Below are 23177 nucleotides of genomic sequence, written 5' to 3' on the forward strand. Positions count from 1 at the left end.
CTGTTGCATTATTCTGGATGCATCGCCTCGCGCGGCGCATCTGTCGTCTCAGCGCTTGGCGATCGTCGGGCTTGAAACCTTGTCGCCGATGGCAAGGCCGAGCTTCTTCACGATGCCGCCGTTCAATTCGATGACGTATTTCACCGGCCCGCCGGAATCGATGATGGTCTGCGAATAGGGCACGGCGTTCTCGACAATATGCGTCACACCGCCTGCCGTGTCGACGAACAGCATGTCGAGCGGCAGGACTGTATTTTCCATCCACATCTGCACATGCTGCGCCTTGTCGAAATCGAACAGCATGCCGTGGTCGGCAGCCATCTGGCGACGAAACATCAGGCCGTATTCGCGCTGTGGGCCGCTGACAGCGACCTCGACGGTGAATGTATGGACTGTTCCAGTCTTGCCGGTGATCGTCAGCGTCTCGCTCGCAAAATGCGGCGCCTGCTTGACGACATCTGCGGCATCGGCCGTTGCGGCATGACTAGAGAAAGCCAAAAAAAGCGCCAGAGGGGCGCTTTTCAGGAGAGATGCGAGACGCATGGCCATCAGTGCGACCTGCCGACCGGGCTTGGCGTATCCGGATGGATTTCAGCTGCCATCATGCCCTTGTCGCCCGGTCCGAAACGGACCAGCACCACCTGCCCCGGCCGAAGCTCGGTAAGGCCAAAACGGCGCAATGTTTCCATGTGGACGAAGATGTCCTCCGTCCCCTCGCCGCGCGTCAGAAAGCCAAAACCCTTGGTACGGTTGAACCATTTGACGATAGCACGCTCGAGACCGCTGGTGGCTGTGACCTGCACGTGGGTGCGGGCTGCCGGCATCTGCGAAGGGTGCAGCGCGGTCGACTGGTCCATCGAAAGGATCTTGAAGGCCTGGTAGCCACGCTCGCGGCGCTGGATCAGCGCGACGATCCGCGTTCCCTCGAGGATCGTCTGGTAGCCGTCGCGGCGCAGGCACGTCACGTGCAGCAGCACGTCCTGCATGCCATTGTCCGGAATGATGAAACCGAAGCCCTTGGCAACGTCGAACCACTTGACCAGCCCGGTGATCTCGATGAGATCGACGGCTTCACCCGCCAGATCCTCAAAGTCGGCAATTTCAGTCGATGAAGTCCTGTCACCCATCTTCGCCAGCCCCTTGGATACACGTTACGCTGTTACGGTTAACTGATTCTCGAAATCAAGATTAGCATCTTGGTAACGGAAAAGCGCAAGTCCTGTTTTGTTTATTCTCTGACGCTGATTTGAGCCGCTACACTTGCCTGGGGCTGGCGTTGGTACAGATAAGACTGGACAGATTCACATTAGAAAGGAAATAGAATGCGTTATCTCCACACGATGGTCCGGGTGAAGGATCTCGACGCCGCGCTGCACTTTTACACGACGCTGTTCGGCATGACGGAAATCCGTCGCTACGAGAACGAGAAGGGGCGGTTCACCCTGGTGTTTCTCGCAGCCCGCGACGATCTCGAACATGCCGGCACGCATATGTCGCCCTGCCTCGAGCTCACCTACAACTGGGACACTGAGGACTATGACGGCGGCCGCAACTTCGGTCACCTCGCCTATGAGGTCGATGACATCTATGCGACGTGCCAGAAACTGATGGATGCGGGTGTTATCATCAACCGCCCGCCCCGCGACGGTCACATGGCCTTTGTGCGCTCGCCGGACGGCATTTCCATCGAGATTCTCCAGAAGGGCGACAACCTGCCGAGCACTGAGCCCTGGGCTTCGATGACCAACACGGGCGTCTGGTAGCCCCAGGCTTTCCCGAGGCTTGCAGGAAAGTCGAATGACGGCCTGCAAGCCATCTTGACCCTTGCCGACGGGCAATGGTGCCAGCATGGTCCGGCTATCGAAGCATCACGCATCGAATCGTCGCGGCCTTGTCTCTCTCCCGCCGGCGGATCCACGGCGTCGTCCCTCCTGGACAGCGGTGCTTCTCGAGAGCCAACGCGGGGGACCGATCCTTTGGGCACAGTGCAGACGACTTCAAGCAGACAGTTCCTGCTCCGCGCGACGACAGCCGCTCTATGCTTCGTGATGTTGTCGGGATGCATGACGACCTCGGCCAGGAAGGCCAAGGAACAACAGGTCGCCGACGCGGCCGAGCCCGCGCCGGAAGTAGTGATGCGGACGCCCGGCGAACAACTGGCCGCAGAACTCAACGCCAAGGCGCAGGCACAGGGCCAGAAACCAGGTACCTATCGCGACCCGCAGGTCCGCACCGGCTCCGGCCAGCAGACGGTAGCCCAGCAATCGGCAACCGGCCTCTTCCCCAACGCGCCGATGCCCGCATCACAGGCATCGACCGAGCCCGCCAATATCGGCGGCCTGATCACCCAGCCGACGGCGGTCAACGCCAACCGCTCCAGCATATACGCAGCGCCGCCACCCATCGCCGTCAACCCCGACGGCACGCTGGCACCGGTCTCCACCTATGCAGCGCCGGCCTTGCGCAACGTCTACGCCCTGCCACCGGGAAGCGCGATGCAGCAGACGCAGCCACAGCCGCAGCAACAGCAGCCCATGATGGCGCCGCCATCCGGCCAGTCCTCGAATGCGATGCCCCAGGGTGCGCCGAGGATGGCATCTGCCTCCGCGACCCGCCCGACTGCGGACGCAACACCTTCCCACGTCCTGCCAGCCCCCGGTTCGAAGGGTAGGCATCTCGACAGCCAGGAAGCGCTGATGATGGCGCGCAATCTCGCGTCGGGCGGCAAGAGCACTCCCGCCAACTCGATGATGCCGCCGTCCTCCTCCGGCCTGACCCTGCCGCAAGGCGTCACCCTACCACCGGGCGTGACCTTGACGCCGGGCATGGAAGCCTCGCTGAAGTAGCCTGCTGCCCGGTCAAAGCCTGCGCCCCACACACCTGCAACGACATCCGAAAGCCCCTGCAACCCGCTGTTTCCGCCCGTTAATCGCTTCATGCCGAAACGACGATATAGAGCTCTATTTTTTTCGGGAAAAAGCAAATTCCCGGCTTGCAGGATCTGAAACGCCCCCCTATAAGGGCGCCACAAGTTATGCGCCCTTCGTCTATCGGTTAGGACGACAGATTTTCATTCTGTAAAGAGGGGTTCGACTCCCCTAGGGCGTACCACTTGTTTTTCTCTTCAGTGACGACCAATGTTTGCCATGGCAGCCGCCGTGAGCACTTGCTTCCACGTAATCGGCCTTGCCGTCAGAACATCGGATTGTCTTGCCGCAACGAGCGCTCATGTCCCCGAGGCCTGTTACGCACGGCAAATCGCGGACCTCCAAACGCCTCTCAAAAAACCGCTTTTCATTGTGGATTTGTGACGATTTTGCGCTTGCGGGATACGAATGGCCTGACTATAAGGGCGCCACAGTGATTGCGCCCTTCGTCTATCGGTTAGGACGACAGATTTTCATTCTGTAAAGAGGGGTTCGACTCCCCTAGGGCGTACCACTGCTTTCCCCCGAACTTCGAAATTGACTGATTAGGCGCCTTGCGTCAGGCAACCTGCGTCACGGCGCCTTGGCGGCATCGGTGACGCGGAGCTGGACGCGGCGGGCGCCTTGCCAGTGGTCGGCACCCAGCGTTCCCGCGACGTGCAGCTGTGCCCCACGTGAACCGAGCAGCAGGTCGCCGAGCGGCGTTTCCGCGGCGCGGAACGCAATGCCTTCCAGACGGCCGCCATCCATCGCTTCCAGCGTCACCTTGATATGGTTTTGCCCGACCAGTCGCGAATCGCGCAGGCGATGGCTGGGGATGGCAAAGATCGGCTGCGGGTGGCCGGAGCCAAAGGGTCCCGCCGTTTCCAGCTGATCGACAAGCTCGACCGTTGCGCCGCTCGCCCCGAGCGCCCCGTCGATCTTCAACGTCGAATCGGCGACGAGCCCGAACACCTGTTTTTCGGCGCGCTCGGCAAAGAAAGTCCGCAGCTTGCCGAGGTTGGCGCGTTCGACCGTCAGGCCGGCAGCCATCGCATGACCGCCGCCCTTGACGAGCAGCCCGGCATCGACGGCGGCGCGCACCATCTTGCCCATGTCGAAGCCGCTGATCGAACGGCCGGAGCCGGTGCCCTTGCCCTGCGAATCAAAGGCGATGGCAAAGGCCGGCCGGCGGAAGGAATCCTTGAGACGCGACGATATCAGCCCGACGATGCCCGGATGCCAGTTGTCATGGGCGGTGACGATGACCGCAGCGCCCTCGCCGTTGCCATATTCGGCCAGCGCTTCCGCCTCGGCCTCCTTCAGCATGACGGCTTCCATCGCCTGTCGCTCGCGGTTCAGCTCGTCGAGCCTCTCGGCAATGACGTCGGCTTCCGATGCATCCTCCAATGTCAGTAGCCGGCTACCGAGCGCGGCATCGCCGATACGTCCGCCGGCGTTGATGCGCGGGCCGATCATGAAGCCGAAATGGTAGGGCGTAACGGGGCCGCCGAGCCCCGCCTTGCGGAACAGCGCCGCCAGCCCCGGATTGGACTGATGGCGAGCGGCCAGCAGGCCCTTGACCACATAGGCGCGGTTCAGCCCCTTCAGCGGCACCACGTCGCAGACTGTGGCAAGCGCTACGATATCGAGCCAGGCCAGCAGGTCGATATTGCCTGCCCTGAGATCGCCGGATTGGCGCAGCAGCCGCAACGTCGCCACCAGCACCAGGAAGACCACGCCGGCAGCGCAGAGATGGCCCTGCCCCGACAGATCGTCCTCCCGGTTCGGATTGACCAGCGCATGGCAATGCGGCAGCGCGTCGCCGACCTGGTGGTGGTCGATGACAACGACGTCGATGTTCCGGGCCTTGGCAGCATCCAGCGATTCGAAGCTGGTCGAGCCGCAGTCGACTGTGACGATCAGCCGGGCACCGTTGTCGATCAGCTGGTTGATTGCTGTCGGGTTCGGGCCGTAGCCTTCGAAGATCCGGTCGGGGATATAGATGGTCGCGGGCACGTCGAAGTGCCGCAGGAATTTGTACATCAGCGCCGAGGAGGCCGCACCGTCGACATCGTAGTCGCCGAATACAGCGACACTCTCGCCGGTCTTGACCGCCTGCAGCAGCCGCTCGGCAGCCTTCTCGCAATCCGTCAGCCGGTGCGGGTCGGGCATCAGGCCGCGAATTGTGGGGTCGAGAAAGGCCATCGCCTCGTCGAGACCGACGCCACGGCCGGCGAGCACGCGGGCGATCAGGTCCGCCATCCCGTGGGTCTGGGCCATCGCCAGCGCCCGGTTCTGGCCCGCCTGGTCGAGCCGCGACACCCAGCGATTGCCGCCGGCCGAACGTTCCACCCCCAGAAATGCCCGCTGTACCGGGTCTGCCGCTTCGATCGGTCCCATCAGATTGGCCGGATCCGTTCTTTCATCCGCCGAAGCCCGCCATCAGGGAGCGGCTTCGCGTGCTTTCGGTGCAGATTATCGCAAGCAGGAGGCGCGTCCACGGAAATTGCGGTTGCCTCACTGCTCGTGCTTCGGACGCTCGATGCGGATGACCTGCGGTTCGCCGACCAGATAGCCATCGGTCTTGATCGCCGCCACCGCCTTGCGCACCGAATCCTCCATGGTCGCATGGGTGACGAGTATGATGGTCTGCTGGTCGGAGGGCGAGACGTGCTGCTTGGAGCGCTGGACGATCGATTCCAGCGATATGTGGTTTTCCGCCATGTGGCCGGCGATGCTCGCAAACACGCCGGTGCGGTCCTGCACGCTGAGGCGAATGAAGTAGCCGCCCTCGTGGCTCTGCATCTGCGCCTTGCGGTAAGGCTCGAGCGACTTGGCGGGATGGCCGAGCACGGGGACGCGCTGCGTGCCGGGCTGGCTCTTGGCGATGTCGGCGATATCGCCGAGCACGGCCGATGCCGTGGCATTGCCGCCGGCGCCGGGGCCGACCATCAGCAGTTCGCCGAGAATATCAGATTCGATCGCCACCGCATTGGTCACGCCGTCAACCTGGGCAATGACCGAATCGAGCGGCACCATGGTCGGATGAACGCGCTGCTCGATGCCGGTCTCGGTGCGCTGGGCAACGCCGAGCAGCTTGATCCGGTAGCCGAGATCGGCGGCAGCCCGGATATCCTCGATGGAGATGTTGGAGATGCCCTCGAGATAGATGTCGTCGGCGGCAAGCCGGTTGCCGAAGGCGAGCGTCGTCAGGATCGCCAGTTTATGCGCCGTATCGTTGCCGTCGATGTCGAAGGCCGGATCGGCCTCGGCGTAGCCGAGCCGCTGGGCTTCCTTCAGGCAATCGGCAAACGACAGGCCTTCCTTCTCCATCCGTGTCAGGATGTAATTGCAGGTGCCGTTCATGATGCCGTAGATGCGCGAAATCGTGTTGCCCGTGAGCGACTCGCGCAAGGCCTTGATGACCGGAATGCCGCCGGCAACGGCCGCTTCGAAGTTCAAAAGCGTGCCCTTCTCCTCGGCGATCTCGGCAAACTCGACGCCGTGATAGGCGAGCAGCGCCTTGTTGGCGGTGACCACATGCAGACCGCGCGCCAAGGCCGCGCGCACCGACGCATTGGCCGCACCCTCTGAGCCGCCGATCAATTCGACGAAGACATCGATATCGGCCTTGTGGGCGAGATCGACCGGACCGTCGAACCACTCGACGCCATCGAGATCGATGCCGCGATCCTTGCTGCGATCCCGTGCCGAGACGGCGACGATCTTGATCGGGCGGCCGCAGGTGGCCGTGAGCTCGGCGCTGCGCTGCTGAATGATACGGACAAGCGAGGCACCAACGGTGCCCAAGCCCGCAATGCCGATTTTGAGGGCATCTGCCATGATCGATCCTGATATGTCACGAAGCGGCAGCCGCATGGCGGCTGCCCTTGAAGTTAGCGGTGGGCGTTGAGCGAGATCACATTGTGCATGGTCTCGTCTGCCGTCGATAGAAAGCGTTTCAGATTGCGCGCCGCCTGTCGGATGCGGTGTTCGTTTTCCACCAGCGCGATGCGGACATAGTCGTCGCCCATCTCGCCGAAACCGATACCGGGTGCAACAGCGATATCGGCCTTCTCGACCAGCAGCTTGGAGAACTCCAGGCTGCCGAGATGGCGAAACTTCTCGGGGATCTTTGCCCAGGCGAACATCGTTGCGGCCGGTGGCGGAATTTCGAAGCCGGCCTTACCAAAACTGTCGACCAGCACGTCGCGGCGGCGCTTGTAGATCGAGCGCACTTCGGCGATGTCGGAACCGTCGCCGTTCAGCGCGTGGGTTGCCGCCACCTGGATCGGCGTGAATGCGCCGTAGTCGAGGTAGGATTTAACACGCGTCAGCGCTGCAACCAGCCGCTCGTTGCCGACGGCAAAGCCCATGCGCCAGCCGGGCATGGAGAAGGTCTTCGACATCGAGGTGAACTCGACGGCGACATCGATAGCGCCGGGCACTTCGAGGACCGAAGGCGGCGGGGCGTTATCGTCAAAATAGATTTCCGAATAGGCGAGATCCGACAGCACGATGATGTCGTGTTTCTTCGCAAAAGCGATGACGTCCTTGTAGAAATCCAGCGTCGCGACATAGGCGGTCGGATTGGACGGATAGTTGAGGATCAGCGCGATCGGCTTCGGGATGGAGTGCTTGACGGCCCGCTCCAGCGGCGGAAAGAAGCTTTCGTCCGGCTCGACCGACATCGAGCGAATAACGCCGCCGGCCATCAGGAAGCCGAAGGCATGGATCGGATAGGTCGGGTTCGGGCATAGGATCACATCGCCGGGCGCAGTGATCGCCTGCGCCATGTTGGCAAAGCCTTCCTTCGAGCCGAGCGTCGCCACGACCTGCGTATCCGGGTTGAGCTTGACGCCGAAACGACGGGCATAATAGCCGGCCTGCGCACGGCGCAGCCCCGGGATACCCTTCGACGAAGAGTAGCGATGGGTACGCGGATCCTGGACGGCTTCGCAGAGCTTGTCGACGATCGACTGCGGTGTCGGCAGATCGGGGTTGCCCATGCCGAGATCGATAATGTCGGCACCGCCCGCTCGTGCGCTGGCCTTCAAACGGTTGACCTGTTCGAAGACGTACGGCGGCAGGCGACGGACTTTATGAAACTCTTCCATTTCTTTCCCCATGGGACGGCGGTGATCGAGGCGGCAATGAAGTTCGTGTGTCTCCGGGCAGCCGCGATACGAACCTCAGGATCGCGGCGCCATATTCTCGTTTGACGCGAGTGATGCGGTGAATTTGGGGCGAGCACGGCACACTTGCCGCCTCAAACCCGAACGATACATGCAAACGCTTCTTGATTGAACCCTTTGCGTGCAAATGGGCTTTTGCGCAAGGTTACTTTTGGAGATCCGAGAGCGTCTGCTGCTGTTCGGCTGCCAGCTTGCGCATTTCCGCGACCTTGGCATCGTACTGCGCCTGCGTCAGCGCGCCGGAATCGCGCGCAGCGCCGGCGGCCGTCAGCTGCTTGCGGATATCCAGCGCCTGCGGATCGGCGATCTGGACGTTGGCGGACGTGAGCGGGCCGTTGAAGGTAGGATAGCCGTCCTTGCCGTATTCGAGCGTCTTGACGGCGGGTTCGCCCTTGCCTGTCTTCATCACCACGGCTGTCGGGGCTGCGCGCTTGCGAGCGTCTTCCGCCTGCTTTTCGGCAATGGTCTTGCAGCCGGTCAGTGTCAGCGCAACGAGCCCGAGGACCACGGAATACCGGTAGAAACTTGCCACTATGCCGCTGCCTATCATCATTATCCTGCCCGGTCCCGCATTGCCCGGAACGACTGTTAAATTCGTCGTCGCAGCAAAGCAAGAGCAGGCGTGCCTGTCATTGGAACTTGTATTCCATTTCCCGGGCGATGTACAAACGGAAATGAGAGCAGCACCGCCGCCGGAGAATGACGCGTGAGCGACAGCAAACGGGACGATAGCAAGGGCGAACCGGCCAAATCCGCGTTCGACGCGGCGTCGGCGGATCCCTATATCGTCAAGGATCCGGAGACGATGGCGTTGAATTTCGCCCGTGCCCTGGAGAATCTCGGCAAGGCTGCGTCCGCCTGGCTGGCCCCGCGCGAACGTGGCGAGCGGGTCGAAGGCAATGATTCGATGACCGATATGGTCAAGACGCTGTCGACGGTTTCGGATTACTGGATGTCCGACCCGCAGCGCAGCTTCGAGGCGCAGACCAAGCTCTTGTCCGGCTATTTCGGCCTGTGGACGCAATCGATGCAGCGGCTGTCGGAACCGCCGGGCGAACCGCCACCACAAGCGCCGATCAAAGACAAGCGGCTCTCCGGCGACGACTGGCAGAGCAATCCGTTCTTCGACTTCCTGCGCCAGACCTACCTCGTGACTTCCGACTGGGCGGACACGCTGGTGACTGGGGCCGAAGGGCTCGACGCGCATACACGCCACAAGGCCTCGTTCTATGTCAGGCAGATCATGGCGGCGATCTCGCCCGCCAATTTCATCGCCACCAACCCGCAGCTCTATCGCGAGACCGTCGCCTCGAATGCGGAGAACCTTGTGCGCGGCATGAAGATGCTGGCCGAGGACATCGGTGCCGGCGGCGGCGACCTGAAGCTGCGCCAGACCGATCTCAGCCACTTCGCCATCGGCCGCAACCTGGCGATGACACCGGGCAAGGTGGTGGCCGAGAGCGAGATCTGCCAGATCGTCCAGTACGAGCCGGCAACCGAGACGGTCTTCAAACGTCCACTGCTGATCTGCCCGCCCTGGATCAACAAGTTCTACATCCTCGACCTCAACCCGGAAAAATCCTTCATCAAGTGGTGCGTCGACCAGGGCCACTCGGTTTTCGTCATTTCCTGGGTCAACCCGGATGCCCGCCATGCGGAGAAGGATTGGGCAGACTACATTCACGAAGGCATAGACTTCGCACTGGACGCGATCGAAGAAGCGACCGGCGAAACCGAGGTGAACGCGATCGGCTATTGCGTCGGCGGCACGCTGCTGTCCTCGGCACTGGCGCTGCACGCGGCTGAAGGCGTCGAGCGCGTCAAATCCCTGACCCTCTTGACCTCACAGGTCGACTTCACCCATGCTGGCGATCTCAAGGTCTTCGTCGACGAGGACCAGCTGCAGGCGCTGGAGAAGCAGATGAGCCTGTCCGGCTATCTCGACGGCTCGAAGATGGCGACGGCATTCAACATGCTGCGCGCCTCGGAGCTCATCTGGCCCTATTTCGTCAACAACTACCTGAAGGGCCAGGAACCCCTGCCCTTCGACCTGCTCTACTGGAATGGCGATTCGACCCGCATGGCAGCGGCCAATCACCTTTTCTACCTGCGCAACTGCTATCTCGACAACACGCTGAGCCAAGGCCGCATGGTGATCAACGGCAAGACGCTATCGCTCCAGGACGTCACCATCCCCGTCTATAACCTCGCAACCCGCGACGACCATATCGCACCGGCGAAATCGGTTTTTGTGGGCGGCTCGTTCTTCGGCGGCCCGGTCGATTTCGTGGTCGCCGGCTCCGGCCATATCGCCGGCATCGTCAATCCGCCGGAAAGGCGCAAGTATCAGTTCTGGTCCGAGGGTCCTTCGGGCGAAGACTTCGACGGCTGGATGGCCGGCGCCAGGGAGACCGCCGGCTCCTGGTGGCCGCACTGGCAGACCTGGATCGAGACACGCGACGCAACAAGGGTCGCCCCCCGCATCCCCGGTAGCCATTCGCCGGTCCCGCTCGAGCCGGCGCCCGGCTCGTTTGTGATGCAGAAGACCTGACGGGCCTGCTTCACAAGACCTGACGGCCAACGGCCACCTCCCCATAGAGTATCGCAATGCTGTTCGAACGCCCCCTCGTGCCGGCCCGGCTCATTGCCCGCTACAAGCGCTTTCTCTTCGACGCCGAACTGGAGAGCGGCGGCATCGTCACCGGTTTCTGCCCCAACACCGGCTCGATGCGCGGCCTGACGACGCCGGGGTCGCGCATCTGGCTCTCCGAGCACGACAGCCAGACGCGTAAATACCGTTATGTCTTCGAGTTGATCGAGGCTGACGGTACGCGGGTGGGCGTCAACACCGCCTTGCCAAACCGGCTGGCCGAAGAGGCCATCCGCGCCGGACTGGTCGCCGATCTCGGCACCTATCCCGATCTGCGCCGCGAGCAGAAATACGGGCGCAATTCGCGTATCGACATGCTTCTGGCAGGCCCCGGCAAGGCGCCAGCCTATGTCGAGGTCAAGAACGTCCACTTCGCCCGCACGCCCGGCCTCGCCGAGTTTCCGGATTCGGTGACTTCCAGGGGTGCAAAGCACCTGGAGGAACTCGGCGACATGGTGGAACTCGGTCACCGGGCGGTGATGCTCTACGTCATCCAGCGCGATGATTGCACCCGCTTCCGGATCTGCGATGACCTCGATCCGCAGTACGGGCGCGCCTATCTCAGGGCCCGCCAGCGCGGCGTCGAGGCCTTTGCGCTCAAATGCTCTATATCGCCGCTCGAAATCACGGCCGCATGATTGATCCCCATGGACGAACCCGGCATAGCTGCACTACAAACTCAAACGGCAATTCTAGACTGAAGGCATATCATGGTGAACTATATCGAAGCAGCGACGGCATCGCCGAAGAATACCGGCGCGATCCGTCTCTACGGAGACGATGCTTTTGCCGGCATGCGCAAGGCCTGCCAGCTGACGGCACGCTGCCTCGACGAAATGGCTGCTCTCATCGTTCCGGGCGTCGCCACCGACGTGCTCGACCGCTTCGTCTTCGAATTCGGCATGGACCACGGCGCCTACCCGGCGACGCTGAACTATCGCGGCTATACCAAGTCGAGCTGCACCTCGATCAACCACGTCGTCTGCCACGGCATTCCCAACGACAAGGGCCTGCGCGAAGGCGATATCGTCAACATCGACGTCACCTACGTGCTCGATGGCTGGCATGGCGATTCCAGCCGCATGTACCCGGTCGGTGTCATCAAGCGTTCGGCCGAACGACTGCTCGAGGTCACCTATCACTCGCTAATGCTCGGCATCGCGGCGGTCAAGCCGGGCGCCCGCATCGGCGCCATCGGCGAGGCGATCCAGACCTATGCCGAGGGTGAGCGCTGCTCGGTGGTGCGCGATTTCTGCGGCCACGGCGTCGGCAGCCTGTTTCACGATTCGCCCAACATCCTGCATTACGGCCGTGCCAGCGACGGCCCCGAGATGCGCGAAGGCATGATATTCACCATCGAGCCGATGATCAATCTCGGCAAGCCGCACGTCAAGGTGCTTGCCGATGGCTGGACAGCCGTGACGCGCGACCGCTCGCTTTCGGCCCAGTACGAACATACCGTCGGCGTTACCTCGACCGGCTGCGAGATCTTTACGCTGTCGCCCGCCGGGCTCGATCGGCCGGGCCTTCCTCCTTATCAAGGGTGAACCATGGCCAAGCGCCCCGGTCCGGAAAACGGACATGGCGAGAGATCACCAGACAGCGAGGCCATACCGGGCGATAGCGAACCGGCGCTGTTCGACGAACGGATGTTCTTTGCCGAGCAGCCGGCCAAGACAGCCCAGATGCGAAAACCCATCGAGCTTCAAAAGCCCGACCCCATGGCCCATGTCCATGGTCATCGCGAACGGCTGCGGACGCGCTACCGCGAAAATGGCGATGCGGCGCTGGCCGACTACGAGATCCTCGAACTGCTGCTGTTCCGGCTGATCCCGCGCCGCGACACGAAGCCCATCGCCAAGGCGCTGATCGACCGCTTCCAGACGCTGGGCGGCGTTATGGGCGCGCCAGTTGCGCTGCTGCAGGAAGTCAACGGCATCGGCGAGGCGGTGGCGCTTGATCTCAAGCTGATGGCCTCGGTCGCCCAGCGAATGCTGAAAAGCGAGATCCGTGGCAAGAAGGTGCTGGCCTCCTGGTCCTCCGTCATCGACTACTGCCACAGCGCCATGGCCTACGAAACCCGAGAGCAATTCCGCATCCTGTTCCTCGACAAGCGCAACACGCTGATCGCCGACGAGGTGCAGGGACGCGGCACCGTCGACCACACGCCGGTCTACCCGCGCGAGGTCGTCAAGCGGGCGCTGGAGCTATCGGCAACGGCGATCATCCTCGTCCACAACCATCCCTCCGGCGACCCGACCCCGTCGCGCGCCGACATCGACATGACCAAGACCATCGTCGATACGGCCAAGCCGCTCGGCATCGTCGTCCACGACCACATCATCATCGGCAAGGACGGCCATGCGAGCTTCAAGGGGTTGCGGCTGATCTGAGGTCAGCAGCGCCCTCGCCTGCGCCCACGTTTCGGCGTGCCCTGTCACGATTTCATCATAGTTTCTTCAGGTGGCTGTCAGTCTGGTCTGGCAGAACGACGACACTGCAGATCGCGGCATCCCCGGATGCTCGAGACGTGCGGGAGTTCGATCGCTTTACCCCGCCAGGCCGCTCCGGCCGGCGCCCGGAGATACCATGCTGACAGCAGCTTCGCCGCGCCGCTTTTCATCCCTTCGCCTGATGGCGCGGGGATTTTTCATGTATGGGGTCCTGCCCCTGCTCGCCCTGATCGGCGGCTTCTATGCTCATATGATCGCCACCACGAATTTCCATCCGGTCATTTCAGGCGAACTCTACCGTTCGTCGCAGCCTTCCGCCGCCACGATTGCCGCACTGCAGAAGCAGTATGGCATCAAGACGATCATCAACCTGCGCGGCGAAAATGCTGGCCATGGCTGGTACGATGCCGAAGTCGCCGAGGCCAAGGAACTCGGTATCAACCACATCGACTTCCGCATGTCCTCGCGCCACGAACTGACGCAGGAGCAGGCGGCAACACTGGTGCAGCTGATGCGCGATGCACCGAAGCCGCTTCTGATCCATTGCCAGGCCGGCGCCGACCGCACGGGTCTTGCCACCGCCCTCTATCTTGCAGCGATCGACAAGACTACCGAGAAGGTCGCCGAAGGCCAGATGTCGATCATCTACGGCCACGTCTCGCTGCCGATCAGCGCCGCCTATCCGATGGACGAGACCTTCGAAAAGCTCGAACCCTGGCTCGGCCTCTCCAATTCGTGATTGTCCGCCGTTAGACAATCTGTAACACTGCTCCGGTACCGATTGAACTGCGTATATTGTGCGACGCACCACTGATTCGCATTCAATCCTGCGGGGCCATTCGATGTACCAATACGATCTTATTGTTGTCGGCAGCGGTCCGGCTGGCCGCAGGGGCGCCATTCAGGCTGCCAAGCTCGGCAAGACGGTTCTGGTCATCGAGCAGGGCAAGCGCGTCGGCGGCGTCTCCGTCCACACTGGCACCATCCCTTCGAAGACACTGCGCGAAACGGCGCTCAACCTGTCCGGCTGGCGGGAACGCGGCTTCTATGGCCGCGCCTACCGCGTCAAGCAGCAGATCAGCGCCGAAGACCTGCGCCGCCGCCTGCTGATCACCCTCGACCACGAGGTCGAGGTGCTTGAGCACCAGTTCGCCCGCAATCACGTCCAGCACGTTCGCGGCAAGGCGAGCTTCGTCGATCCACGCACGATCGAAATCACCAAGGACGACGGCGAGGTCGTGCGGGCGACTGCGACCAGCATCCTGCTTGCCGTCGGCACAAAACCATTCCGCCCGAGCTACATGCCGTTCGACCACCAGACCGTGCTCGACAGCGACGAAATCCTCGAGATGGAAACGCTGCCGCGCTCGCTGATCGTCATCGGCGCCGGCGTCATCGGTATCGAATACGCGACGATCTTCTCTTCCCTCGACACGCAGGTCACACTTCTGGATCCGAAATCGACGATGCTCGACTTCATCGACAAGGAGATCGTTGAGGATTTCACCTACCAGCTGCGCGACCGCAACATGAAGCTGCTGCTCGGACAGAAGGCCGACAAGGTGGAGAAACTCGAAAACGGCAAGGTCGAGGTCACCCTCGGCAGCGGCCGTCGCCTGGTCACCGACATGGTGCTGTTTGCCGCCGGCCGCATGGGCGCCACCGACGAGCTCAACCTGCCGGCCGCAGGGCTGGAGGCCGACAGCCGTGGCCGCCTCTCGGTCAACCCTGAAACCTTTGCCACCAGCGTGCCGCACATCTTTGCCGCCGGCGACGTCATCGGCTTCCCGAGCCTTGCCTCGACCTCGATGGAACAGGGCCGCATCGCTGCCCGCGTTGCCGTCGGCGCCATCGCCAAGGAACCGCAGAAATATTTCCCCTACGGCATCTACGCCGTGCCGGAAATCTCCACCTGCGGCCTCACCGAGGAAGAGGTCAAGGAACGCGGCATCCCATACGAATGCGGCATCGCCCGCTTCCGCGAAACCTCGCGCGGCCACATCATGGGGCTGGATACCGGCCTGCTGAAGATGATCTTCTCCTTGAAAACCCGCCGCCTGCTCGGCGTCCACATCGTCGGCGAAGGCGCAACCGAGCTGGTCCATATCGGCCAGGCCGTGCTCAACCTGAAGGGCACCGTCGAGTATTTCGTCGAGAACACCTTCAACTACCCGACGCTGGCCGAAGCCTACAAGATCGCAGGCCTCGACGCTGGCAACCGTATGGGCGACATCAAGTCGGAGCTTTGAGGGTTTTCAACCGGCTGAAACCGGTTGAGCCTAACGATCGCGGAAAAAACCACGCGATGGGAGCCATCGGTGGGATCGAGCGGAAAGTCGGAACAGGCGCTGAAAGCTGCCTCGCAGCGGTAGTGGGTCGTTCAGTCTCTAAGTGACACCTCTCAGCGCCTCCCGTCCGGCCTGACACCGCCGGGTGGGACCCTCCACACCCGCCAGCCGCTCCCATTCGACCGGCTGACAGGTGCGTCTGCACCGCTGCATACAAGAGGTCCGTCGTAGCCCATTCGCCACGCTTTTCCTCTGGAGGTGACCGTACCTGCGGTCGGAAAAGCAGCCTGCGTCCTGCCCCATCCCCAAACCGGCCCCGCTGAAACTGCCACGCCTGACAGCCACATCGGGACGATTGGAATATATTCCTATTTTCCGAAAATAGGAAGAGAAATTTTACCGGGTGCAAGATTGACGTCGGTTAGCCCCTGCGCCAGCACGCCCCCCTCTGTCACCGCGTGACATCTCCCCCACAAGGGGGGAGATTGGCCGGGGCAACTTTCTATCGCAAAACCAGTACCGAACTCACAGCGCCCTTCTGGTAAACCGCAACCTATCGGCTGATCTCCCCCCTCGTGGGGGAGATGTCGGCGTCGCCGACAGAGGGGGGTGGCGCCACGCGCCGGATACCCGCCGCCCCAAACGCAAAAAGGCCCCGCCGCGAACGGCAGGGCCTTCAAAACTTGCAGAGAGTTCCGAAGAATTACTCGGCGGTGTCGTCGGTTGCCTTCTTCTTCGAAGCGGCCTTTTTCTTCGGAGCGGCTTCTTCGCCTTCGGCTTCTTCAGCCTTGGAAGCTTCTGCCTTGGCAGCCTTCTTCTTCGGCGCCTTCTTGCCTTCGCTCTTCTCGGTGCTGTCGTCGTCTTCGGCGAGCAGCGCTTCCTTGGTGACCGTCTTGTCCGTCACGTCGACTTCGGAGAGCAGGTGGTCGATGACCTTTTCTTCGAAGATCGGCGCGCGCAGGTTGGCGGATGCGCCGGGCGTGTTGCGGAAGAATTCCAGGATTTCCTTTTCCTGGCCCGGGAACTGGCGGAGCTGTTCGTAGAGCGCGCGCTGCAGTTCGTCTTCGCTGACTTCGATGCCGGCCTTTTCGCCGATTTCGGAGAGAACGAGGCCGAGGCGGACGCGGCGTTCGGCAAGCTTCAGATACTCGGCGCGAGCTGTTTCTTCGGTCGTGTCTTCGTCTTCGAAGGTCTTGCCGCTTTCACCGAGATCGGTCTGGATCTGGCGCCAGATGCTTTCGAATTCGGCTTCGACGAGCTTCTGCGGGGTGTCGAACTGATACATCTCGTCGAGCTGGTCGAGGATCTGGCGCTTGACCTTCTGGCGCGTGACCGAGCCGTACTGGCTTTCGATCTGGCCGCGAACGATTTCCTTCAGGCGATCGGCCGATTCGAGGCCGAGTTTTGTGGCCAGTTCGTCATTGATCTCGGTGGCGGCGGCAGAGGCCACGTCCTTGATCGTCAGATCGAAGGTGGCTTCCTTGCCGGCCAGGTTCTTGGCTGGGTATTCGCTCGGGAAGGTGACCGTGATGACCTTCTCGTCGCCAGCCTTGACGCCGACGAGCTGCTCTTCGAAGCCCGGGATGAAGCGGTTCGAGCCGATGATCAGCTCGGCATTTTCGTCCTTGCCGCCTTCGAAGGCTTCGCCGTCGACCTTGCCGAGGTAGTCGAGGGTAACGCGGTCGCCATCGGCAGCAGCGCCTTCTTTGGTCTCGTAGGTGCGGGCGCTCTCGGCAATCTTCATGATCTGCTCGGTCACTTCGTCTTCGCCGATCTCGGCGACTTCGCGGATGACCTTGATGCCGTTGACCGGCTTCAGTTCGATCGCAGGGATGACTTCGTAGGACAGCGTGAATTCGAAGTCGGCTTCGGCAGCGAGGATCTTCTCGGCTTCGTCCTTGTCTTCGGTCATGGCGATTTCAGGCTGGGTGGCAGACTTTTCGCCGCGGCCGGTGAGGATCTGCGCCGGCTGGTCGCGAACGATCTCGTTGACGAGATCGGCCATGATCGACTTGCCGTACATCTTCTTCAGATGCGCTGGCGGGACCTTGCCGGGACGGAAGCCGTTGATCTTGACCTTGTCCTTGACCTCTGCAAGGCGCTCGTTCATGCGGCCTTCCATGTCCTTGGCCGGAATTACGACCTTGATTTCGCGCTTCAGCCCTTCAGCCAGCGTTTCGATAACCTGCATTTTCTCAACCTTCATTTCGTAGCGGCGGTGCCCAGACAGCCGTTCGTTTCAATGAGCACGACGCCGGACCGACGACCGGGCGTGGCTTTTCATGCAATTCTCAAACATTTTGCAGGAGGCAAAATGGCGCGTCTTCTCGCAAGCCTTCGGATGAGACTGTATCAGCCTCCCCCGGCAGCAAAGCAGCCTTGGTGCGGGTAGAGAGACTTGAACTCCCACGCCTTGCGGCACCAGAACCTAAATCTGGCGTGTCTACCAATTTCACCATACCCGCGTCCCTAAAACCGCATAGCAATGCCTACGCATGAGGCCTTCCGGAGCGCGGCGTCTCTATATCACCCGTTTCAAACCGCGCAAAGGAAAAATGACAGTTGTGCGGACAGGATCGGGCAATCCCCGATTTTGTTCGAAAAGCCTCAGTATAGCGGCTCTTCATACACAGGCTTGTTGTCGAGAAGCAGGGCTTTGATCTGTGCCGTGCCAGCCGGCGATACGCGGGCGGAGATGGCCATCCGGCCGCCCAGCGGCGCCTGCTCGAGCCTATGCCCCTCGCCTTCCGGCACGTAATAGCTCTCGATCCCGTAATCGACCCGGATCGTCGCGGTATCTGCCGTCGGGCGATAATCGAAGGGCTTGCTGGCAAGCACGACGGTGCCGTCCTTTGGCGCCAACGGCACGAAGGATGATTCGGCGATGCCCCAGTAGCCATCTGCCTGCTTTGTCAGCCGCACCGAAAGCGTCTGCTCGCCCGCGACGGGAGGCCGCTCGCCCACCAGCGTCGACACCGGCACATTCGAGATATCGTAATTGAGGATGACGTAGTCGCCGCGCAGAAGATCGCGCGGATCGACCGGCGATGCCTTCAGCAGCACCTCGGAGCCGTTTCGCAGGATCGTCGCGCGGCTGACGATCATGGTGCCGACCACAACAGTCTGCAGCAGCGCCAAAGCGATGGCGGCGATATAGGCGCGGCGGGCGAACGGCCGGCTCTCGCTGGCGGCGTCGATCAGAAAGCTCATGGCGTGACCTCCGGCGACGGGCTTGCAAAACGGCGTTCCACGCGGATCACCAGCCAGGCGACGACCGCAACCAGGAGCCCGGCAACCAGGAAGAAGCCCGATGTCCCGATGATCGAGCCGATGGTTTCGGAGGCGAGAAACAGGATCTCGCCGGCAAACACCAGATAACCGGTGTAGCGCACCGCGCCGTTGTCACGCCCGCAGAGAGTGATGGCGCCGACCGCGATGGCAAGCGTCGCAAGACCCAGCGCAATGAGGCGGGGTCCGCTGACGATCTCGATATGCAGCAGCAGAAGACCGATAGCGACGATGCAGAATGTGTAGAAGGCCGGCGTCGGCCCGGCGGTGCGCAGCATTCCGGCCAGCGGCGGAAGCGGAACGGCGACGCACAGGAAGGCGACAAGCCCGATGGCTGTGTAGAGCACCGCCATCCCCAATCCGTCGTTCAGGGAATAGATCCAGGTGAGCCAGCCGATCAACAGCAGGTAGACCAGATGCCGCGCCCGCGCGGCGCCGGTATAATAGATCAGCGCCAGCACGATGGCAGCCATCAGCGGCGGCGCATAGGGCGGCCAGCCGATCCAGTTCGAAAGATTGTTTTCGAGATAGAGCGCGAAATAGCCCCAGGCGAGAAAGCCGGCAACCACGACTTGGCTGCCGGAGCGAAACATCAGCGCCGAGAGGCAGGCAAGCCCGAACCACAGCAGCACCATCGTCATCTCGTCGCCCGAAAGATGATACATCTGCGCCACCAGCGACACCGCGCCGCCAAAGCTAAGGGTGGCAAGCAGCAGCATGGCGGCGGCCAGCGACGTCTGGTTGCGGGAGGAGAAGGCGGCACCGGACAGATAGAAGCTCCAGATCAGCACCAGGCACCCGACGACCCGAACCAACCTCGGTATGGCCTCCCAGTTGGAAGCAACCAGCAGCAGGATGGCTGATGCCACCAGCAGCGCTGCCAGCACCGCGAGAACTCTCCCGAGGCTGAAGCTCGCCGGACGACTGTCGTAATCCGCCATGATGGCAGCTGCCTGGTCGCTTTCGAGCAAGCCCTTTTCCACCCAGCCGCCGAGATCTCTCTGAAGTCTGCCGCGATACATTACTGCCTCATGCTGCACCCGGCGCCATCCGCCTCGCCATTCTCTATAGCGACCAAATGTGGCAGGTGGCAAATGCTGGCAGGCCTGGCTTTTTCGCTGCACGACATCCGGAGGCGTGGGAATTTAACGCTCCGTTAGGATCACTACATTATACTCGACTAATGGAGTGTTGATTGAGCAATCAGATATGCGCCAGTGGCATGCCTGGCAATCGGTTGCAGCTTGGTAAACCCCGATATCTCGCCGGCGAAAGTGCGGCTCTCGGGTAATTCGAAGCAACCGACCGATCGTACGCAGACTGATACGCAGACCGAGTTCGTGACGTTTCGGAGCCGATCTTCCTCCCCCGTTGCTCCGATTGATCAGCAGCCCTCCCCCATCCCTTGCTGATCCCCGCAAACAATGCCCACAGCTCCTCCCGCTGTGGGCATTGTTTTTTCAGTCACGAGCCGGGCCTTCGGGCATCAGTGACGATGTCCAGGCAGCCTACGCCGAGCGAAACGCCAATAGCGACCCACTCCCGCTGCACCCACGCACCCCGCGCTTCTTGCAATGCGACAATTGCGCACATTTTATAAACAATCATGGTGCAAATAGTGGCAAGCAATGCGTCCTGCGCATGGGTGACATGATGCATTGACGCTTTTGGTTTTCGCGGCATGCGTTATATTCAGCCTCAGTAGAAAGAAGCCAGCACAACGATTGCTGCTGGCGGATCAAACCCTCGGAAAGGGGATTACCATGAACATCACCCGCTCTTACAACAACTGGCGCAAGTATCGTCAGACCGTTACCGAACTCGGCCGCATGAGCACACGCGAACTGCACGACCTCGGCATCGACCGTTCTGACATCCACCGCGTTGCCCGCGAAGCCACCGGTCGCTAAAATAGACCCTGGCATCGCCATCAGCGATCGCCTTACAACGCCCGTTGCGGACCCCGCGGCGGGCGTTCTTTTTTGTCTTCTATCAACCCGCGCGGCGACACTGAAAACCGCGCTCTTTTGTCGCCTAAATTTTAAGTCGCGACTGTTATTTATGCGGCGTAGTGCACAAACGCATGGCAGTAGCCTTTTAATTGCACTGCACATTTTTCGGTCTATCGCCTATATGGAGGTCAATCGATGACACGGCAATCAAGCCTGTCTCAAACCTGATAGAACCGAGGATACCACCATGAACCCGATCCGCATTGCCAAGAGCTGGATTTCCTACCGCCGCACACTGAGCGAACTCGGCAGCCTGTCGAACCAGACGCTCTCCGACATCGGCATCAGCCGCTACGAAATCCGCAACATCGCCAACCGCTCGTTCCGTTAATAGTCTACGGAACGTTCTTCTAAAAACGGCGCCTTGGTGGCGCCGTTTTTGATTCTCCCGTTTTTGGTTCCGGGTGATTGGAAGCGGCGAGCCATCGTGCTATTCAGCCGCCCATGAAAACAACCCTATCTCCCATCCACGTCATCGGCGGCGGCCTTGCAGGCTCGGAAGCCGCTTGGCAGATCGCAGCCTCCGGTATCCCGGTCATCCTGCACGAAATGCGCGGCGTTCGCGGCACCGATGCTCATAAGGGCGACGACCTCGCAGAACTCGTCTGCTCCAATTCCTTTCGCTCCGACGATGCCAGCAGCAATGCCGTCGGCGTCATCCATGCGGAAATGCGGCTGGCCGGTTCGCTGATCATGGCCTGCGCCGATCGCAACCAGGTGCCGGCCGGCGGCGCACTTGCCGTCGATCGTGACGGCTTTGCAGCCGATGTCACCCGTGAGATCGAAAGCAACCCGCTGATTACCGTCGTTCGCGAGGAAATCACCGGCCTGCCCCCGAAGGAATGGGATCAGGCGATCATTGCCACCGGCCCCCTGACCGCACCGAGCCTTGCTGCCGCGATCCAGGAGGAAACAGGTGCCGATGCGCTGGCCTTCTTCGATGCGATTGCGCCGATCGTCTATCGCGACAGCATCGACATGGATATCTGCTGGTTCCAGTCACGCTACGACAAGGTAGGCCCCGGCGGTGACGGCAAGGACTACATCAACTGTCCTATGGACGAAGCCCAGTACAATGCCTTCATCGATGCGCTGATCGGAGGCGATGCCGTCGGCTTCAAGGAATGGGAAGGCACCCCCTATTTCGACGGATGCCTGCCGATCGAGGTGATGGCCGAACGCGGCCGCGAGACGCTTCGTCACGGCCCGATGAAGCCGATGGGGCTGACAAACGCTCACAACCCGACCGTCAAGGCCTATGCCGTCGTCCAGCTTCGCCAGGACAATGCGCTGGGTTCGCTCTACAACATGGTCGGCTTCCAGACGAAACTGAAATACGGCGCGCAGGCAGATATCTTTCGCATGATCCCCGGCCTGCAGAATGCCGAGTTTGCCCGCCTCGGCGGCCTTCACCGCAATACGTACATCCACTCGCCGGTGCTGCTCGATCACTCGCTGGCGCTGAAGTCGCGGCCCGGCCTGCGCTTCGCCGGCCAAATCACCGGCTGCGAGGGTTATGTCGAAAGTGCCAGCATCGGGCTTCTCGCCGGACGGTTCGCAGCTGCCGAACGCCACGGAAACACGCCGAGCCTGCCGCCAGCCACCACTGCGCTCGGCGCACTTCTCAACCACATTACCGGTGGCCATATCGTCAGTGACGAGGAGCCCGGCAAGCGCTCGTTCCAGCCGATGAACATCAATTTCGGATTGTTCCCGGAACTCGAACCCGGTTCGATCGTCAAGCCGGAAGGCATCAAGCGCTTTCGCGGCAAGGACAAGACGATCATGAAGCGCCAGCTGGTGGCAAAGAGGGCGCTGGCGGATTGCGCTCGATGGCTCGGTCTTGAGCCGGCTGCCGAACCCGTCGAGGCCATGGCCGTTCAGGGCTGATTGGCGGCCGTCTTTTCCGGCAAGACGAGATCATCGGTCGCGACATAATTGCCGAGCAACCACAGCGACACCTCGGCGGCCTCTTTTGCCGAGGTGAACTCGTAGGTGCCGTTGTGATGCGGCACGTCGAGGAAATCGATGGTGATGCGGCGCTGGTCGGCCGCGTCCCGCACGCGCGCCCTGCCCGGCTCGATCACGTGGCAGGCGAAATGCTTGCCGAGATCCTTCATGAAGCCGGCCTTGTTGTCGTGCAGGCGGACGAACAGCGCCTTTCCATCCCTCGTCTTCTGCAACTGGCGGATCGCTTCGGTCGGGAAGGCCCGGCCGAATTCCAGGATCGCCAGACCGAGGTCATTGAGGCTCTCCTCCTTGTCCTGCGCCACCATGCGGGTGGCGTAAAACCCGAAACCGACGACAGCAACAAAGATCGCCAACCAGATGAACATTGCCATGGCGATTCTCCCTTCAGGACGAGTGCGTTAAAGCCGCATA

General features: G+C 61.7%; 21 protein-coding genes and 3 tRNA genes. 13 read left to right on the plus strand and 11 right to left on the minus strand.

Annotation, left to right across the window (positions count from 1 at the left end):
- Window positions 1–48: 48 nt before the first annotated feature.
- Window positions 49–552: a DUF192 domain-containing protein gene (locus PR018_RS07950; protein WP_374113745.1), complete on the minus strand. Its 504-nt coding sequence runs from the start codon at window positions 550–552 to the stop codon at window positions 49–51.
- Window positions 549–1127 carry a cold-shock protein gene (locus PR018_RS07955; protein WP_142823021.1) on the minus strand — a complete coding sequence of 193 codons (579 nt, stop codon included), beginning with the start codon at window positions 1125–1127 and terminating at the stop codon, window positions 549–551. The genes PR018_RS07950 and PR018_RS07955 overlap by 4 nt, the downstream gene beginning before the upstream one ends.
- Before the next feature lie 195 nt (window positions 1128–1322).
- Between PR018_RS07955 and gloA the strand changes: the two genes are divergently transcribed.
- The 4 genes from gloA to PR018_RS07975 all read left to right on the plus strand — a co-directional run bounded on the left by gloA (window position 1323) and on the right by PR018_RS07975 (window position 3441).
- Window positions 1323–1763 carry a lactoylglutathione lyase gene (gene gloA / locus PR018_RS07960; RefSeq protein ID WP_142823022.1) on the plus strand — a complete coding sequence of 147 codons (441 nt, stop codon included), beginning with the start codon at window positions 1323–1325 and terminating at the stop codon, window positions 1761–1763.
- A gap of 300 nt (window positions 1764–2063) precedes the next feature.
- Window positions 2064–2846, plus strand: a complete 783-nt coding sequence (locus PR018_RS07965) for a hypothetical protein (RefSeq protein ID WP_202617100.1) — start codon at window positions 2064–2066, stop codon at window positions 2844–2846.
- Window positions 2847–3036: 190 nt separating this feature from the next.
- Window positions 3037–3111: transfer RNA gene (locus PR018_RS07970), tRNA-Glu, on the plus strand.
- Window positions 3112–3366: 255 nt separating this feature from the next.
- A tRNA-Glu gene (locus tag PR018_RS07975) sits at window positions 3367–3441 on the plus strand.
- 59 nt (window positions 3442–3500) lie between these two features.
- Here the strand turns inward: PR018_RS07975 and recJ are convergent.
- The 4 genes from recJ to PR018_RS07995 all read right to left on the minus strand — a co-directional run bounded on the left by recJ (window position 3501) and on the right by PR018_RS07995 (window position 8657).
- Window positions 3501–5309, minus strand: coding sequence for a single-stranded-DNA-specific exonuclease RecJ (gene recJ, locus PR018_RS07980; RefSeq protein ID WP_142823023.1), 1809 nt, complete (start codon window positions 5307–5309; stop codon window positions 3501–3503).
- 117 nt (window positions 5310–5426) lie between these two features.
- On the minus strand, window positions 5427–6752 hold the full coding sequence (locus tag PR018_RS07985; RefSeq protein ID WP_142823024.1) for a homoserine dehydrogenase: 1326 nt from the start codon (window positions 6750–6752) through the stop codon (window positions 5427–5429).
- 53 nt (window positions 6753–6805) lie between these two features.
- A complete protein-coding gene (locus PR018_RS07990) occupies window positions 6806–8026 on the minus strand; it encodes an LL-diaminopimelate aminotransferase (RefSeq protein WP_142823025.1) in 1221 nt (406 codons plus the stop codon).
- 223 nt (window positions 8027–8249) lie between these two features.
- Window positions 8250–8657 carry a hypothetical protein gene (locus PR018_RS07995; RefSeq protein WP_224127706.1) on the minus strand — a complete coding sequence of 136 codons (408 nt, stop codon included), beginning with the start codon at window positions 8655–8657 and terminating at the stop codon, window positions 8250–8252.
- A 153-nt stretch (window positions 8658–8810) separates the two neighbouring features.
- Here PR018_RS07995 and phaC point away from each other — a divergent pair, with 153 nt between their 5' ends.
- From phaC to sthA, 6 genes are all read left to right on the plus strand, one after another.
- A complete protein-coding gene (gene phaC / locus PR018_RS08000) occupies window positions 8811–10655 on the plus strand; it encodes a class I poly(R)-hydroxyalkanoic acid synthase (protein ID WP_142823026.1) in 1845 nt (614 codons plus the stop codon).
- A gap of 56 nt (window positions 10656–10711) precedes the next feature.
- Window positions 10712–11392 carry a DNA/RNA nuclease SfsA gene (sfsA, locus tag PR018_RS08005; RefSeq protein WP_142823027.1) on the plus strand — a complete coding sequence of 227 codons (681 nt, stop codon included), beginning with the start codon at window positions 10712–10714 and terminating at the stop codon, window positions 11390–11392.
- A gap of 72 nt (window positions 11393–11464) precedes the next feature.
- Complete coding sequence (map, locus tag PR018_RS08010) at window positions 11465–12301, plus strand: type I methionyl aminopeptidase (protein WP_142823028.1); 837 nt, start codon at window positions 11465–11467, stop codon at window positions 12299–12301.
- 3 nt (window positions 12302–12304) lie between these two features.
- Window positions 12305–13147, plus strand: coding sequence for a RadC family protein (radC, locus tag PR018_RS08015; RefSeq protein WP_142829167.1), 843 nt, complete (start codon window positions 12305–12307; stop codon window positions 13145–13147).
- 196 nt (window positions 13148–13343) lie between these two features.
- Window positions 13344–13946, plus strand: a complete 603-nt coding sequence (locus PR018_RS08020) for a dual specificity protein phosphatase family protein (protein WP_202617099.1) — start codon at window positions 13344–13346, stop codon at window positions 13944–13946.
- 103 nt (window positions 13947–14049) lie between these two features.
- The gene (sthA, locus tag PR018_RS08025; RefSeq protein ID WP_142823030.1) at window positions 14050–15456 is read left to right on the plus strand and encodes a Si-specific NAD(P)(+) transhydrogenase; all 1407 of its coding nucleotides are present in this window, start codon (window positions 14050–14052) and stop codon (window positions 15454–15456) included.
- A gap of 742 nt (window positions 15457–16198) precedes the next feature.
- Here sthA and tig read toward each other — a convergent pair.
- From tig to PR018_RS08045, 4 genes are all read right to left on the minus strand, one after another.
- Window positions 16199–17686 carry a trigger factor gene (gene tig, locus PR018_RS08030; protein WP_142829169.1) on the minus strand — a complete coding sequence of 496 codons (1488 nt, stop codon included), beginning with the start codon at window positions 17684–17686 and terminating at the stop codon, window positions 16199–16201.
- A 189-nt stretch (window positions 17687–17875) separates the two neighbouring features.
- Window positions 17876–17960: transfer RNA gene (locus PR018_RS08035), tRNA-Leu, on the minus strand.
- Window positions 17961–18102: 142 nt separating this feature from the next.
- Window positions 18103–18705 carry a GDYXXLXY domain-containing protein gene (locus PR018_RS08040; protein ID WP_142829170.1) on the minus strand — a complete coding sequence of 201 codons (603 nt, stop codon included), beginning with the start codon at window positions 18703–18705 and terminating at the stop codon, window positions 18103–18105.
- Window positions 18702–19805, minus strand: a complete 1104-nt coding sequence (locus PR018_RS08045) for a DUF2157 domain-containing protein (protein WP_142823033.1) — start codon at window positions 19803–19805, stop codon at window positions 18702–18704. The genes PR018_RS08040 and PR018_RS08045 overlap by 4 nt, the downstream gene beginning before the upstream one ends.
- Before the next feature lie 741 nt (window positions 19806–20546).
- On the opposite strand from PR018_RS08045, the gene PR018_RS08050 reads away from it, so the two are divergent.
- The 3 genes from PR018_RS08050 to trmFO all read left to right on the plus strand — a co-directional run bounded on the left by PR018_RS08050 (window position 20547) and on the right by trmFO (window position 22685).
- Complete coding sequence (locus PR018_RS08050) at window positions 20547–20693, plus strand: DUF1127 domain-containing protein (protein WP_111221764.1); 147 nt, start codon at window positions 20547–20549, stop codon at window positions 20691–20693.
- Window positions 20694–20982: 289 nt separating this feature from the next.
- The gene (locus PR018_RS08055) at window positions 20983–21126 is read left to right on the plus strand and encodes a DUF1127 domain-containing protein (protein ID WP_111221763.1); all 144 of its coding nucleotides are present in this window, start codon (window positions 20983–20985) and stop codon (window positions 21124–21126) included.
- 113 nt (window positions 21127–21239) lie between these two features.
- A complete protein-coding gene (gene trmFO, locus PR018_RS08060) occupies window positions 21240–22685 on the plus strand; it encodes a methylenetetrahydrofolate--tRNA-(uracil(54)-C(5))-methyltransferase (FADH(2)-oxidizing) TrmFO (RefSeq protein WP_142823034.1) in 1446 nt (481 codons plus the stop codon).
- Here the strand turns inward: trmFO and PR018_RS08065 are convergent.
- Complete coding sequence (locus tag PR018_RS08065; RefSeq protein ID WP_142823035.1) at window positions 22676–23137, minus strand: hypothetical protein; 462 nt, start codon at window positions 23135–23137, stop codon at window positions 22676–22678. The two genes, trmFO and PR018_RS08065, sit on opposite strands and share 10 nt — an antisense overlap.
- Window positions 23138–23177: the final 40 nt, after the last annotated feature.

The sequence above is a fragment of the Rhizobium rhododendri genome (assembly GCF_007000325.2).
Lineage (GTDB): Bacteria > Pseudomonadota > Alphaproteobacteria > Rhizobiales > Rhizobiaceae > Rhizobium > Rhizobium rhododendri.